This window comes from Streptomyces kryoterrae (assembly GCF_054072135.1).
Genome location: NZ_CM133358.1, coordinates 8,242,880 through 8,257,406 on the forward strand (window position 1 = coordinate 8,242,880; position 14,527 = coordinate 8,257,406).

At 71.8% G+C, this 14,527-nt stretch carries 14 protein-coding genes; 5 read left to right on the forward strand and 9 right to left on the reverse strand.

Annotation, left to right across the window (positions count from 1 at the left end; translation table 11 throughout):
• The first annotated feature begins 61 nt into the window (after positions 1 to 61).
• From ACW4TU_RS36625 to mshC, 4 genes are all read left to right on the forward strand, one after another.
• A complete protein-coding gene (locus ACW4TU_RS36625; RefSeq protein ID WP_457420427.1) occupies positions 62 to 748 on the forward strand; it encodes a histidine phosphatase family protein in 687 nt (228 codons plus the stop codon).
• Between the two features lie 92 nt (positions 749 to 840).
• Positions 841 to 1,431, forward strand: coding sequence for a DUF3090 family protein (locus ACW4TU_RS36630; protein ID WP_164408796.1), 591 nt, complete (start codon positions 841 to 843; stop codon positions 1,429 to 1,431).
• Positions 1,395 to 2,231: an SCO1664 family protein gene (locus ACW4TU_RS36635; protein ID WP_457420430.1), complete on the forward strand. Its 837-nt coding sequence runs from the start codon at positions 1,395 to 1,397 to the stop codon at positions 2,229 to 2,231. The genes ACW4TU_RS36630 and ACW4TU_RS36635 overlap by 37 nt, the downstream gene beginning before the upstream one ends.
• 133 nt (positions 2,232 to 2,364) lie before the next feature.
• Positions 2,365 to 3,594, forward strand: a complete 1,230-nt coding sequence (gene mshC, locus ACW4TU_RS36640) for a cysteine--1-D-myo-inosityl 2-amino-2-deoxy-alpha-D-glucopyranoside ligase (protein WP_457420432.1) — start codon at positions 2,365 to 2,367, stop codon at positions 3,592 to 3,594.
• 118 nt (positions 3,595 to 3,712) lie between these two features.
• Here the strand turns inward: mshC and ACW4TU_RS36645 are convergent, their stop codons facing one another.
• The 9 genes from ACW4TU_RS36645 to ACW4TU_RS36685 form a co-directional block, all read right to left on the reverse strand.
• Positions 3,713 to 4,036: a hypothetical protein gene (locus tag ACW4TU_RS36645; RefSeq protein WP_457420434.1), complete on the reverse strand. Its 324-nt coding sequence runs from the start codon at positions 4,034 to 4,036 to the stop codon at positions 3,713 to 3,715.
• A 317-nt stretch (positions 4,037 to 4,353) separates the two neighbouring features.
• On the reverse strand, positions 4,354 to 5,358 hold the full coding sequence (locus ACW4TU_RS36650) for a PAC2 family protein (RefSeq protein WP_457420436.1): 1,005 nt from the start codon (positions 5,356 to 5,358) through the stop codon (positions 4,354 to 4,356).
• Positions 5,359 to 5,549: 191 nt separating this feature from the next.
• Positions 5,550 to 6,221 carry a FadR/GntR family transcriptional regulator gene (locus ACW4TU_RS36655; RefSeq protein WP_457420438.1) on the reverse strand — a complete coding sequence of 224 codons (672 nt, stop codon included), beginning with the start codon at positions 6,219 to 6,221 and terminating at the stop codon, positions 5,550 to 5,552.
• A 218-nt stretch (positions 6,222 to 6,439) separates the two neighbouring features.
• Positions 6,440 to 7,741, reverse strand: a complete 1,302-nt coding sequence (locus ACW4TU_RS36660; protein WP_457420440.1) for an amidohydrolase — start codon at positions 7,739 to 7,741, stop codon at positions 6,440 to 6,442.
• Entirely contained in the window at positions 7,738 to 8,523 is a 786-nt protein-coding gene (locus ACW4TU_RS36665; RefSeq protein WP_457420442.1) for a nucleoside phosphorylase, read from the reverse strand. Before ACW4TU_RS36665 ends, ACW4TU_RS36660 begins: the two co-directional genes overlap by 4 nt.
• A complete protein-coding gene (locus ACW4TU_RS36670) occupies positions 8,520 to 9,428 on the reverse strand; it encodes an ABC transporter permease (protein WP_457420444.1) in 909 nt (302 codons plus the stop codon). The genes ACW4TU_RS36665 and ACW4TU_RS36670 overlap by 4 nt, the downstream gene beginning before the upstream one ends.
• The gene (locus ACW4TU_RS36675; RefSeq protein WP_457420446.1) at positions 9,428 to 10,537 is read right to left on the reverse strand and encodes an ABC transporter permease; all 1,110 of its coding nucleotides are present in this window, start codon (positions 10,535 to 10,537) and stop codon (positions 9,428 to 9,430) included. Before ACW4TU_RS36675 ends, ACW4TU_RS36670 begins: the two co-directional genes overlap by 1 nt.
• A gap of 1 nt (position 10,538) precedes the next feature.
• On the reverse strand, positions 10,539 to 12,089 hold the full coding sequence (locus ACW4TU_RS36680; RefSeq protein WP_457420448.1) for an ABC transporter ATP-binding protein: 1,551 nt from the start codon (positions 12,087 to 12,089) through the stop codon (positions 10,539 to 10,541).
• A complete protein-coding gene (locus ACW4TU_RS36685) occupies positions 12,067 to 13,119 on the reverse strand; it encodes a BMP family ABC transporter substrate-binding protein (protein ID WP_457420450.1) in 1,053 nt (350 codons plus the stop codon). The genes ACW4TU_RS36680 and ACW4TU_RS36685 overlap by 23 nt, the downstream gene beginning before the upstream one ends.
• 316 nt (positions 13,120 to 13,435) lie before the next feature.
• Between ACW4TU_RS36685 and mtnA the strand changes: the two genes are divergently transcribed.
• A complete protein-coding gene (mtnA, locus tag ACW4TU_RS36690) occupies positions 13,436 to 14,476 on the forward strand; it encodes an S-methyl-5-thioribose-1-phosphate isomerase (RefSeq protein WP_457420452.1) in 1,041 nt (346 codons plus the stop codon).
• Positions 14,477 to 14,527: the final 51 nt, after the last annotated feature.

Sequence of the window (14,527 nt, forward strand, 5' to 3'; positions counted from 1 at the left end):
CCGTCCGGCCGGAAAAGCACCCGGGGCTCCCGCCGGGTGCCGTACGCCTACCCTGGGCCGCATGCCCACGCTGATCCTTGTCCGGCACGGACGTTCCACCGCCAACACCTCGGGAGTGCTCGCCGGCCGTACACCCGGCGTCGCCCTCGACGAGCGGGGCGCCGCGCAGGCCGCCGCGCTGCCCGGGCGCCTCGCCGAGCTGCCGATCTCCGAAATCGTCACCAGCCCGCTCCAGCGCTGCCAGGAGACGATCCGGCCCCTTCTCGAAGCCAGGCCGGAACTGAGCCCGCACACCGAGGAGCGGATCTCGGAGTGCGACTACGGGGACTGGTCCGGGCGCAAGCTCGCCGAGCTGACGGACGAGCCCCTGATGCAGGTCGTCCAGGCCCACCCGACCGCCGCCGCCTTCCCCGGCGGTGAGTCCATGCGGGCCATGCAGACGCGCGCGGCCGAAGCCGTACGCGAGTGGAACGCGCGTGTGGAGGCCGACCACGGCGCCGACGCCGTCTACCTCATGTGCTCCCACGGCGACATCATCAAGTCTCTTGTCGCGGACGCGCTCGGGCTTCATCTCGACCTCTTTCAACGGGTGTCCGTAGATCCGTGTTCCATCACCGCGATCCGTTACACCCGCCTCAGGCCGTTTCTCGTCCGCCTCGGTGACACCGGCGACTTCGCCTCCCTGGCGCCGCGCGAGGTACCCCCGGGCGAGGAGGCCGCGGTCGGGGGTGGTGCGGGCGCACCGTGATCGTCGGCAGCAGTAGGGTGAAGCGGTCGCGGCAGCGCCGCGGATGCTGAAAATCATTCGATTCACATCATTCGATTCAATGGAGACAGGACGTGTCCCGTCAGGTGTTCCTCTACGACCCGCCGGACCGCTTCGTGGCCGGTACGGTCGGACTGCCCGGGCGCCGTACGTTCTTCCTCCAGGCCACCGCCGGCCCCCGGGTGACCAGCGTGGCCCTGGAGAAGACCCAGGTCGCCGCGCTCGCCGAACGCATGGACGAACTGCTCGACGAGGTCGTACGCCGTAGCGGGGGCAACGCCGCCGTCCCGGCCGTGGTCCCCACCGAGGTGTCCGACACCCGTCCCCTCGACACCCCTGTCGAGGAGGAGTTCCGGGTCGGCACCATGGCGCTCGCCTGGGACGGCGACGAGCAGCGCATGATCGTCGAGGCGCAGGCCCTGGTGGAACTGGACGCCGAGTCCGAGGAGGACCTCGTCGAGGCCGAGGAGCGGCTCCTCCAGGACGAGGAGAACGGCCCCCCGATGCTGCGCGTCCGGCTCACCGGCGCGCAGGCCCGTGCCTTCGCCAGGCGCGCCCTCGATGTCGTCAACGCCGGCCGGCCGCCGTGCCCCCTGTGCAGCCTCCCGCTCGACCCGGAAGGACACGTATGTCCGCGCCAGAACGGATACCGCCGCGGAGCGTGACGGCCACCCGCACGCCCGCCGAACTGCTCGCCGAGGGTGAGCTGACCGTGCGCGGGCGGATCAGTGAGGCGTCGAACGCGGCGCTGTACTGCACGGTCTCGTACGAGGGCCAGGAGGCCGCCTGCATCTACAAGCCCGTGGCCGGTGAGCGGCCCCTGTGGGACTTCCCCGACGGGACCCTGGCCGAGCGCGAGATGGCGGCGTTCGAGGTGTCCGAGGCGACCGGCTGGGGGCTCGTACCGCCGACCGTGCTGCGCGAGGGGCCGTACGGCGAGGGGATGTGCCAGCTGTGGATCGAGGCGGAGGCGGACGAGGGCGGCCGGTTGCTCGCCCTGGTCGACGGTGAGGAACCCGGGCCCGGGTGGAAGGCGATCGCGTTCGCCGAGGTCGGCGAGGGGAAGACGGCACTGCTGGTCCACGCCGACGACGAGCGGCTGCGGCGGCTCGCTGTCCTCGACGCGGTGATCAACAACGCGGACCGCAAGGGCGGGCATCTGCTGCCGGGCGACGAGGGGCGGCTGTACGGCATCGACCACGGGGTCACCTTCAACGCCGAGAACAAGTTGCGGACGTTGCTGTGGGGGTGGGCCGGGGAGCCTCTGACGCCGGAGGCCGTCGAGGTGCTGACAGGGCTGAAGGACGCGCTGGGTGAGGGCGGAGCGCTGGCCGTGCGGCTGGCGGAGCTGGTCACCGGCGACGAGATCGAGGCCACGCGCGCGCGTGTGGACGCCCTGCTGGAGTCCGGGAGGCATCCGGAGCCCAGTGGGGAGTGGCCGGCGATCCCGTGGCCGCCCGTGTGAGGGTCCGCGGGGCCGGTGCGGGCGGCTCGTAGCCCCACCTGCACATAGGGAGGAATCTCACAAGACCCTCTTCCCGGCCATCTGGACCCGGTCCGGCTCGTATACGGAACATCCGTCCGGTTACGCTCATGACATGCATGCCTGGCCCGCTTCCGAGGTCCCCGCCCTGACTGGTCAGGGCCGCGACCTGAGGATCCACGACACCGCGACCGGTGCTCTGGTGACCCTCGACCCCGGTCCCGTCGCCCGTATCTACGTCTGCGGCATCACCCCGTACGACGCGACCCACATGGGTCACGCGGCGACCTACAACGCGTTCGACCTCGTACAACGCGTGTGGCTCGACACCAAGCGGCAGGTTCACTACGTCCAGAACGTGACCGACGTCGACGACCCGCTGCTGGAGCGGGCCGTGCGCGACGGGATCGACTGGGTGGGGCTCGCCGAGAAGGAGACCGCACTCTTCCGGGAGGACATGACCGCGCTGCGGATGCTGCCCCCGAAGCACTACATCGGCGCCGTCGAGGCGATACCCGGCATCGTCCCGCTCGTCGAGCGGCTCCGGGACGCGGGTGCCGCCTACGAGCTCGAAGGGGACGTCTACTTCTCCGTCGAGGCCGACCCGAACTTCGGCAAGGTGTCCCACCTGGACGCCGCCGCCATGCGCCTGCTGTCCGCCGAGCGCGGCGGCGACCCCGACCGGCCCGGCAAGAAGAACCCGCTCGACCCGATGCTGTGGATGGCCGCCCGGGAGGGTGAGCCGAGCTGGGACGGCGGTTCGCTGGGCCGCGGTCGCCCCGGCTGGCACATCGAGTGTGTCGCCATCGCCCTCGAACACCTCGGTATGGGCTTCGACGTACAGGGCGGCGGCTCCGACCTCGTCTTCCCGCACCACGAGATGGGCGCCTCCCACGCCCAGGCGCTGACCGGCGAGTTCCCCATGGCCAAGGCGTACGTCCACGCCGGCATGGTCGCGCTCGACGGCGAGAAGATGTCGAAGTCCAAGGGCAACCTCGTCTTCGTGTCCGCCCTGCGCCGCGACGGGGTCGACCCGGCCGCCATACGGCTCGCCCTGCTCGCCCACCACTACCGGGACAACTGGGAGTGGACCGACCAGGTGCTGACGGACGCCGTCGCGCGGCTCGGGCGCTGGCGCGCCGCCGTGTCCCGGCCCGACGGGCCGTCCGCCGACGCGCTGGTCGAGGAGCTGCGCGAGGCTCTCGCGAACGACCTGGACGCCCCGGCCGCCCTGGCCGCCGTGGACCGCTGGGCGGCCCTCCAGGCGGAGCAGGGCGGCACGGACGAGGGCGCGCCCGGCGTCGCGTCCCGTGCCGTGGACGCCCTGCTGGGCGTGGCGTTGTAACGGAGTTCCCGTAGAGAGCGGGTGGGGCGCCGGGCGGGTTCAACCGCCCGGCGCCCCTGTGCGTGGGCCCACGGCCCCATGGGAGCCCGTCGAGGTTGGACGCGAGGTCAGCCAGTGATCACCAGGCCGACGAGCTCGTCGCCCGAGAGCCAGACCCACACGGGTGAGGTTGCGCCGGGCGCCGGGCGCCGGACACGAACAGCCGGAGCCTGGGCGGGAGTTCGCCCGGGCAGGGGAGCAGACCGTCCCCGTAGCGCTCGGTGCTCCCCGAACCGACCGCCTCCGGCAGCAGACGCGCGACCGCCGCGCTCATGTCCGGCCGGGTGCCGATCCGTTGGGACGCGGGCCGGGCCTGCGCGTCCGGCTGCGGGGAACCGGTGGCCCGCAGCACCGCACGAGCGGCTCCGGGGGTCAGCGGGGGCTGGGACGCGGCCTTGAGCATGCCCTGCGGGGCGGCCGGGGCGCCTTGCCACCATCGGCACGGCGGCGGAGGTCCCGGCGAACGTGTCCGTGTACCAGGCGATCTCCTCGTGGCCGCCCTGGAGATCGCCGGGCCGGTTTCGGCAGCTGCCGGTGGCCGTCACCTCGTGGCCCCAGCCCTGTGCGTCCACCCGGGCCCTGTCCTGGGAGAACGCCGCCCGAGACGACGTACGCAGTGGTCGCGGTGGAGCGCCGACGGTCGCCTGGGCGTGACTTGCGGGGGTACGGGGAAGGGCCGGTGCGCGTGGTGCGCACCGGCCCTTCCCCGTACCTGACCACTCACTCCTCGGGGGAGTCCTCGTCGTCCGTGCTCGGCAGCTGGGGCGGCTTCGGCGGCTGCGGTTTCGGGCGGGCCGTCGGGTTGTCCCGGAGGTACGACGCACTGTCGGTGCCGTCCGCGGTGGCGTGGCCGCCGGGGGCCGGGCCGGGGCCCGCCGGGCCGGTGCCGTCGCGGCGGCGCAGATAGCGTTCGAACTCGCGGGCGATCGCCTCGCCCGTCGCCTCGGGCAGCTCGGCGGTGTCCCGGGCCTCCTCCAGCGTCTGCACGTACTCCGCGACCTCGCTGTCCTCGGCGGCCAGCTGGTCCACACCGACCTGCCAGGCACGCGCGTCCTCGGGCAGCTCGCCCAGCGGGATGCGGATGTCGATCAGATCCTCCAGGCGGTTCAGGAGGGCCAGCGTCGCCTTCGGGTTGGGCGGCTGCGACACATAGTGCGGGACCGCCGCCCACAGCGACACCGCCGGTACGCCCGCGTGTGTGCACGCCTCCTGGAGGATGCCGACGATGCCCGTGGGGCCCTCGTACTTGGTCTCCTCCAGATCCATCCGCTGGGCCAGATCCGCGTCGGACGTGACCCCGCTGACCGGAACCGGACGGGTGTGCGGGGTGTCGCCGAGCAGGGCGCCCAGGACCACCACCAGCTCCACGCCCAGTTCGTGCGCGAAGCCCAGCAGCTCGTTGCAGAACGAGCGCCAGCGCATCGACGGCTCGATACCCCGGACCAGCACGAGGTCACGGGGCTTGTCGCCGCCGACCCTGACCACGGACAGCCTGGTCGTCGGCCAGGTGATCTTGCGTACGCCGTTGTCCAACCACACCGTGGGGCGGTTGACCTGGAAGTCGTAGTAGTCCTCGGCGTCGAGCGCCGCGAACACCTCGCCCTTCCACTCCCGGTCCAGATGCGCGACCGCACTGGAAGCGGCGTCGCCTGCGTCGTTCCAACCCTCGAACGCGGCCACCATGACTGGGTCGATCAGCTCGGGAACCCCCTCCAGCTCGATCACCCAGCGCCTCCTTCCGACGTGCCCTCGCTTGACCACCCAACCTTACGGCGTGCGGCGGGGGCGCTCGCAGCCCCCTTGCACGGGGGAGTGAACGGATCACTGCCCCGATAGACCCCCCGAAACACCATCCGTGAGTCACCCCTCACCACCCCCGCATTCATCCGAGCGGTCGGGAGGGGGCTGGGCCAGGCCTAGAGGGTCGATCTCAGCCACTGTTCCACGCTCGCGATGTGCACCGTCGCCCATGACCGCGCCGCCTCCGCGTCCCGGTCGCGCAGGGCGCCCAGGATCGCCCGGTGCTCGTGCAGGGTGCGGCTGACCGCGTCCTCCTGGGTCAGACCGCGCCAGATCCTCGCCCGGGTGGTGGGCCCGGACAGACCGTCGAGGAGGGAACAGAGCACCGAGTTGCCGGAGCTCTGCACGATCCCCCGGTGGAACTCCAGGTCGGCGGCGACCAGTTCCTCCACCGACGGCTCCCCGCCCAGCCGGTCCAACTGGGCGGACAGCGCGTCCAGCTGCTGCTCGCTGACGCGTGCCGCCGCCATCGCGGTGGCGGCCGGCTCCAGGATGCGGCGTACGGCCAGGAACTCCAGGACCGTGTCGTCGCGGTGGAAGTCGACGACGAAGCTCAGTGCTTCGAGCAGGAGTTGGGGATCCAGGCTGGTGACGTAGGTGCCGTCGCCCTGCCGTACGTCGAGAATCCGGATGAGCGACAGGGCGCGCACCGCCTCCCGCAGGGAGTTGCGGGACAGTCCCAGTTCGGCGGCCAGCTCGCTCTCCTTCGGCAGCCGGTCGCCGGGGCGCAGCGACCCGGAGACGATCATTCCCTTGATCTTTTCGATCGCCTCGTCGGTGACTGCCATGGCGGGCCTCCCTGCCGTTCAGACCTGTTTAGACATCCGATGTCTCAGGCCATTATGGGGGTTCAGTGGGCTGAACGGCACGCAAAATGCGATGTCAGCCCGTACGAGAGTGCCCTACGGGTGGCGGGAACGGTACCTGCGGGCTGCTGGTTCGGCAGCACGTTCGGGTGGCGGCCCGGCAGTCCGTACGGATGTCGGGCCGCCCTCCCTCGCGGGTGTCAGGCCAGTGCTTCCAGGTCGGCGAGCGCGGCGGCCTCGTCAAGGGTGGTGAGGGTCCGGTTCCGCATCAGGACCCTGCCGTCCACCACGGTGTCCCGGACGTCCGCCGAGTGCGCCGCGTACGCGAGCGTCGACCAGGGGTCGTGCCGGGGCCGCAGATGCGGTGCGCCGAGGTCGAGCACGATCAGGTCGGCCCGCTTGCCCGCCTCCAGGGAGCCCAGCCGGTCGCCCAGGCCCAGCGCCTTCGCACCCTCGGTGGTCGCCATGCGTACTGCCTGTTCCGCGCCGACGGCCGTGGGGTCGCCGTCCGCCTTGTGCACGAGGGCCGCCTGCCGCACCGCCCCCAGCACGTCCAGGGTGTTGGAGCTGACGGCCCCGTCCGTGCCGAGCCCGACGGTCACACCGGCGCTGAGCAGCCGGGGTACGGGCGCGATGCCGCAGCCGAGCTTCAGGTTCGAGACCGGACAGTGGGCGACGGATGTGCCGGTGCGGGCCAGCGCCGCGATCTCCGGGCCGGTCAGGTCCACGGCGTGGGCCAGCAGCAGGTCGGGGCCGAGGAGGCCGAGGGAGTCGAGGAGTTCCACGGGGCGCTTGCCGTACCGGACCTCGACGGTGGCGACCTCAGTCGCGTTCTCGGATGCGTGGATGTGCAGCAGGGCGCCGAACTCCCGTGCCAGGGCGGCGATTTCGACGAGCTGGTCGGGGGAGAGGGTGTAGGTGGAGTGCGCGAAGAGGATCGGTCGGTGGCCGGGGCGGGGGGTGCCACGGGCGGCCAGGTCCTGCCGGGCCCAGGCCAGCCGTTCCTCGTAGGCGATGCCGTCGGGCGGTTGCGGTACGTCCATGAAGGTGGGGCCGGTGTGCAGCCGCCAGCCCGTCTCGCGTGCGACCTGTTCGGCCGCCTCGTGGAACCAGTACATGTCGAGCGCGGAGGTCACCCCGGCCCGTACGCTCTCGGCCACCGCGACCCGGACGGCCGCCGCGACGTTCTCCGGCGAGATCAGCTGGGCCTCCCACTTCAGCACGCGCTCCAGGAAGCCCTGGAGGGTGACGTCGTCGGCCCGGCCGCGCAGAAAAGTCATCGCGAGATGGGTGTGCGTGTTGACCAGGCCGGGGAGGACGAGGCAGTTCGCGGCGTCAAGGGACTCGTCGGCTGTGAACCGGGTTGTCAACTCCTCGGTGGGGCCGACGGCCACGATCTCGCCGTCCCGCACGGCGATCGCCCCGTCCGGTACGACGGTTCCGGCCTGGTCCACGGTGAGCACGTCACCGCCGTGCACCAGCAGGTCGATCCGCTCGCTCATACCCCGCACTCCTCGTCGTCGGCGCCGGCCTCGTTCTCCGCCAGCAGGCGCAGCGCCTCCAGCGACACGACCGCGCCGCGTTCGACGCCCTCCGCCACGATCTCCCGGTGCGGGTCGTAGCGACCTGTCGACAAGGGAGCGGTCTCGTCGACGAGTTCGTCGGCGTTCGCCCCGTCGATGACGACCACTCCGCCCGCGACCAGTCCACGCAGCGAGGCCGTCACCAGCAGTGCGCTCAACTCCATCTCGATGGCGGCGAGTCCGGCGCCCTCGTAGGAGAAGAGGGGGAGCAGGCCGGGCTGGAAGGCGGCCCGCGTCCACACGATGCCCCGGTGGTGCGGGGCGCCCGCCGCGCGTGCCGCCCGCTGGAGCGCGAGCACCGCCTCGGGGGAGGACACCGCCGGGTACTCCGGGGGCAGCAACTGCTGGGTGACACCGTCGTCCCGGATGGCCGCCTCGGCGATGACGAGGTCGCCGTCGCCGATCCCCGGCTTCATCGCACCGGCCGTACCGAACCGGAGGAAGGTCCGCACACCGGCGTCCGCCAGCTCCTGGAACAGCAGGATCGCACCCGGGGCGCCCACCCCGTGCGAGGCGACCACCACCGGCACGCCCTTCCAACTCCCGCTGAACACACGGTATTCGCGGTGGTACGACACCTCCTGCGCGCCCTCCAGCTTGGCGCCGACGAGAGCGGCGCGCTGCGGGTCGCCGACGACCAGCGCGCGCGGCGGCAGCCCCGTGCGGGGTATCCGGGTGACGGGCAACAGGTCCTGCGTCATGAGACGGCTCCGGTGGAAGGGGACGGGGACGGGGAAGAGGTCGTGGAGAGTGAGGTGGTCGGTGTCCGGCGACGGCGGCGGGCCGTCGTCAGGAAGAGGGCGCCGAGGGTGACGACGTACGGCGCGGCGTCGGTCGCCTGCTGCGGCAGACCGAGGCCCTGGAGACGGAAACCGGCCGCCTCCGCGAGGCCGAACAGCAGCGCCGCCAGCAGCACACCCAGCGGCAGCGCACGGCCGAGCATGACCGCGACGACCGCGATCCAGCCGCGCCCCGCCGTCATGTTCTCGGAGAACAACGTCACATTGCCGAGGGCGAGTTGGGCTCCCGCGAGCCCGCACAGGACACCGGACACGAGCACGGCCCCGTACTGGTACCTGACCGGACTCACGCCGAGCGTGGCCGCCGCGTCCGGTGCCTCGCCGACCCCGCGCAGCCTGAGCCCCCACACATGCCGGGACAGCATCAGCGCGGCCACGCCGACCGCCGCCCACGCCAGATACGCGAGCGGCGAGAAGCCACCGACCAACGGCAGCCCGGCCAGTGACGGATCGTCAAAAGTCCCCTGCACGCCGAAGACGGTACGGAGGAGGAAGCTGGTCAGGCCAACTGCCAGGAGATTCAGGGCGATTCCGAGCACCACCGCGTCTCCGCGCAGGGTCACCGCGCCCACGGCCAGGATCAGGGAGTACGCGGCGGAGGCGAGCGCCGCCGCCAGTACGCCGAGCCAGGGACTGCCGGTGAACCAGCTCGTGGCCACCGCGGTGAAGCAGCCCATCAGCATCATGCCTTCGAGGCCGATGTTGAAGACGCCCGCCCGTTCGCAGATCGCCCCGCCGAGCGCGGCCAGCAGGATGGGCGTCAGCGCGCGCAGCGCCGACATGAGGAGATCGGAGTCGAAGAACATCAGACCAACTCCTCTTGCGGGCGTTCCGCCACGGGCTTGTGGATGGGTTTGCCGGGTCTGCCGGGTCTGCGGGTGAAGCGCGGGAAGCGCAGTCGGGCCGCCAGGAACACGATCACGATCGCCTGGAGCACCTGCGTCAGCTCGCGCGGTACCTCGGTCGTCCGCTCCATCGACAGCCCGCCCACCTGCAGCACGGCGAAGAAGAAGGAGGCGAGGACCGTCCCGACGGGTGCGGCGCCGGCCAGCAGGGCCGCTGTCAGACCCGTCCAGGTGTAGCCGGACGCGGTGAGCGAGCCGTCGAGGAAGCGGTACGGGAAGCTCAACACGCCTATGGCGCCCACGAGTCCGGCCAGCGCGCCCGAGACCGCCATCAGCCGGAGCGTGAGGCCCTTGCGCTCGACGCCCGCGTACGCGGCGAAACGGGGGTTGAGGCCGGTCATCCGCATCTCGTAGCCGAACGCGGTGCGCCGGTCGGTGAACCAGTACGCGGCGGCGGCCACGACGACCAGCAGCAGCCCGACCGTCACGGTCGACGAACCGAACGCGGGCAGCGTGACCCCGTCCGGGAGTTGCCGGGTCTGGGGGAGGCTGGAGCCCGGTTCCTTGAGCGGGTAGCGGGCCAGGTAGGAGGCGAAGGACGCCGCCGGGTAGCTGAGCAGCAGACTGCTGACCAGCAGCGGCACCCCGAACCGGTTCTCGCACAGGGCGGCCAGGGCCGCGTACCCGGCACCGGCCGCCATGCCGGCGAGCACCGCGAGGACGACCGTGAGCGGCGCGGGCAGCGGCGAGTACAGCCCGGTCACGGCCGCCGCCATCCCGCCGAGCACCATCTGCCCGTCCCCGCCCAGGTTGATGAGCCCGGCGCGCAGCGGCACGGCCAGCGCGAGGGCCAGGCCCAGCACGCTCGTCAGGGTGGTCAGCGTCGACCCGATGCCGTCGGCGCCGAGCGAACCGCTGAGCACCGCGCCGTACGCGGCGACCGGATCGGCGCCGGTACCGACGAGGAACACGGCGCCGATGACGACCCCGGCGAGCACCGAGAAGGCGACGGGGGAGCGGAGGGCCTTCGTTATCCGGGCAACTGGCGATATTCGGGTTGCTTGTTCCATATCAGTCCCCGACCTCCACCGGGGCCGGGGCAGCCGAGCTGCCGGCGCCGCCCGCCATCGCGAGCCCGAGCGTCCGCTCGTCCGCCTCGGCCTTCTCGTACGACGCCGTGACGCGGCCCTCGTACATCACCAGGACCCGGTCCGCGAGCCCCCGGACCTCGCTCAGCTCCGCCGAGACGAGCAGGACGGCGTGGCCGGCGTCGCGATAGGCGATCAGCTGGTCGTGGATGTTCTGGACGGCGCCGATGTCGACCCCGCGCGTGGGCTGCTCGACGAGCAACAGCGGGGCTTCATGGGCGAGTTCACGCCCGATGAGCAGCTTCTGCAGATTGCCGCCGGACAGCGCGGACGCGGGCACCTCCGGGGACGCCGCCTTGATGCCGGAGCGCTCGACAAGGCGCCGCGCGTGACCTCGTACGGCGGCGGGCGGCAGCAGTCCGCGCGACGACAGCGACGTACGGTGGTGGCCCATCGCGAGGTTGTCCGCGACCGACGCGGCGGGCGCCGTACCGACCGCGTGCCGGTCCTCGGGGACATACGCGAGGCCCTTGGCGCGGCGTTCGGTCGCCGAGGCGTGCGTGATGTCGTCGCCGAGCAGCGCGACCCGGCCGGAGTGCACCGGGCGCAGACCGGCCAGCGCCTCCACCAGCTCGCTCTGGCCGTTGCCGGCGACGCCCGCGATGCCGACGATCTCCCCTGCGTGCACGGTGAGCCGGACATCCCGTACGCCGTCCGTCGCGAGGCCGGTGACGTCCAGGACCACGTCGCCCGGGGTGCCGGGGGCGTGGACGCGGTCGAGTTCCACGGCGCGGCCCGTCATCGCGGCGGCGATCTCGGCGGCGGACGTCTCGGCGGTGACCAGCCGGGCGACGACCCGGCCGTCCCGCAACACCGTGACGTTGTCGCTGCCTTCGAGTACCTCGCGGAGTTTGTGTGTGACCAGGATGACCGTACGGCCTTGTGCGGCAAGGGACTTGAGGACCGCGAACAGGGCGTCCGCCTCGGTGGGCGTGAGGACGGCGGTCGGCTCGTCGAGGATCAGCGTGCGGGCACCGCGGTGCAGCAGCTTGAGGATCTCCACGCGCTGGCGCAGCCCGACGGGCAGGTCACCGACCCGGGCGTCCGGATCGACCGCGAGCCCGTGCTCCGCGGCCAGCTCACGCACCCGGCGGCGGGCCGCACCCCGGTCCACCAGGCCGAAACGGCGCGGCTCGGCGGCGTACACCACGTTCTCGGCGACCGTCAGCGAGTCGAACAGTTTGAAGCTCTGGTGGACCATGCCGAGCCCGGCGGCCAACGCGTCACCGGGGTCGGAGAACGCGACCTCACGCCCGTCGATCCGTACCGAACCGGCGTCCGGGCGCTCCATCCCGTACAGGACGGACATGAGCGTCGACTTGCCGGCGCCGTTCTCGCCCATCAGGGCGTGGATCTCGCCGCGCCGGACGGTCAGGTCGACGGCGTCGTTGGCGAGCGTGCCGGGGAACCGCTTGGTGATTCCCCGGAGCTCGACAGCCGCCGCCTCCGGGTCAGCCGACGGCGGCGGGGTCATCGACCGTCAGCTCTCCGGACACGATCTGGTCGCGCAGCGCCTCGATCTTCTTCAGGACGTCGGGGTGCTTCGCGATCACGCACTGGGACGAGTCGACGCCCTTCTCCAGGCCCGTGAGGCTGATGCCGCCCTCCTTCAGGCCGTACGAGGTGGTCGTGCCCGTCTGACCGGCGAGGACCTGCTCGACGCCCTTCTCCACGGCGATGTCCGTGCGCTTGATCACATTGTCTACGACCGTGCCGGGCGCCGAGGGGCACTGGTTGACGTCGACGCCGTACGCGAACGCGCCCTTGGCCTTCGCCGCCTCGAACACGCCGTAGTTGCCGGCCGCGGCAGCCGCCATCAGCTGGTCGTAGCCCTTGGAGAGCAGATCGTTCGCCTGCTCCTTGGCACGCGCCGAGTCGTCGAACGGGGACTGGCCGCCGACGAAGCGGGTGCCGGTCTCCGTCTTCGCGGCGACATGCTGGGCGCCGGCCGCGAACGGGTCGCTGAAGCGGCGGAACACGGGCGTGTCCAGCACGTCCACCGCGCCGACCTTGCCGCTCCTGCTCAGCAGCCCGGCCTCCGCACCGGCGAGGAAGACGCCCTCGTGCTCGCGGAAGACCTCGCAGCTGACGTTGTCGATCGCCCTCGTCGTGCACGCGTCGATCATCAGGAACTGCTGCTTGGGGTGCGCGGCGGCCTGCTTCGCGACCAGGTCCGCGAACTCGAAGCCGACCAGCACGACGACATCGGGCTTCGCGTCGACGGCGGCCTGCACGTTCTGCTGCTGGGAGGCGGCGTCGGTGGACTCGAACACCTTCTCGGACCCGTTGTGTGCCTTCGCGGCTGCCTTGACGCCGGTCACGGCCAGCTTGAGGAACTCGTTCTGTCCGACGGCGTCCGGCGTGACAAGCGTGAACGACGCGCTGCCCGCACTGCTGTCGGAGGACGCGTTGTCCTTCTTGGCGGCGTTGCAGGCCGTGGCACCGGCGACGAGCAGCACGGTCATGGCGGCGAGCGGGATCGTGCGACGGGATCTGCGAGGCATCGGGGGACCTTCCGGAGGTACGTCAGTCACAGCCCGCGCTCTGCGCTGAGCACGGGAGGGGGGAGTGGCGAAGGCGGGACGGAACAGGGACGCCGAGGGGGACGGGTCAGTGTCGACAGCCGTCGCTCGCACACCGGCCGTGGTCGAGGAAGCGGCGCAAGGTGAGTGGCACGCGTCCTCCTTCACATGGGCCCTACGGGTGTGGGTGCTGGACTCTAACACCGTCATTCGGCCACCGGCCCAGCTGTCTCGAACTGTGGTTCGCCGAGGTCATGTACGGTGTCGCGCACCGTCGGAACTTCAGGAGCGTCCCGTCATGCCCCAGGAACTGCGCGCCGTCGGCTGGACCGGAAACAGCCTCGCGCTCATCGACCAGACCCTGCTGCCGCACCGCAACGAGACCAGGGATGTCCGCGATGTGGACACCCTGGTGGACGCGATCCAGCGGCTCGTCGTACGTGGCGCGCCCGCGATCGGCGCGGCGGGCGCGTACGGGGTCGCCCTGGCGCTGCTCCAGGGCGAGCGCGAGGGCTGGACCGAGGACCAGGTGCGGGCGGCGGTGGCACGGATCCGCGAGGCCCGGCCGACCGCGGTCAACCTCATGGTGTGCGTGGACCGGGTCATGACCCGCTTCGACGAGGGCCTGGAGGCGGTGCTCGAAGAGGCCGCAGCCGTTCAGCGCGAGGACGTCGAGGGCAACCGCGCGATGGGCGCGCACGGCGCCGACTGGCTGATCGAGCGCCTCGCCGCGAGCGCCGGCGACCGCCCGCTGCGCATCCTCACCCACTGCAACACCGGCGCGCTCGCAACGGCCGGATGGGGTACGGCACTTGGTGTCATCCGTGAACTGCACGCGCGAGGCCGGCTGGAGGTCGTGTACGCCGACGAGACGCGCCCGCTGCTCCAGGGCTCGCGGCTGACCGCCTGGGAGCTGGTCCAGGAGGGCATCCCGCACTACGTCCAGGCCGACGGGGCCGCGGCGGGCACGATCCTGCGCGGCGAGGTCGACGCGGCGATCGTCGGCGCGGACCGGATCGCCGCGAACGGCGACACCGCCAACAAGGTCGGCACGGTCGGGGTCGCGCTGGCCTGCGCGGACGCCGGAATCCCGTTCCTGGTGGCCGCGCCCACGACCACGGTCGACCTGGCGACGGCAACCGGCGACGACATCCACATCGAACTCCGGGGCGAGGACGAGGTGTTGGAGTGGTCGGGCGTACGGACGGCACCCGCCGAGTCGCGCGGCCACAACCCGGCGTTCGACGTGACGCCGGGACGGCTGGTGACGGGGCTGGTGACGGAGCGGGGGGTGCTGGAGGTGTCCTCCGGTGAACTCCCGGGCGAGTACCTGAAGTAGAGGCAACAGCGGGAAGGGGGTCCTCGGACACCGAGGACCCCCTTCCCGCTG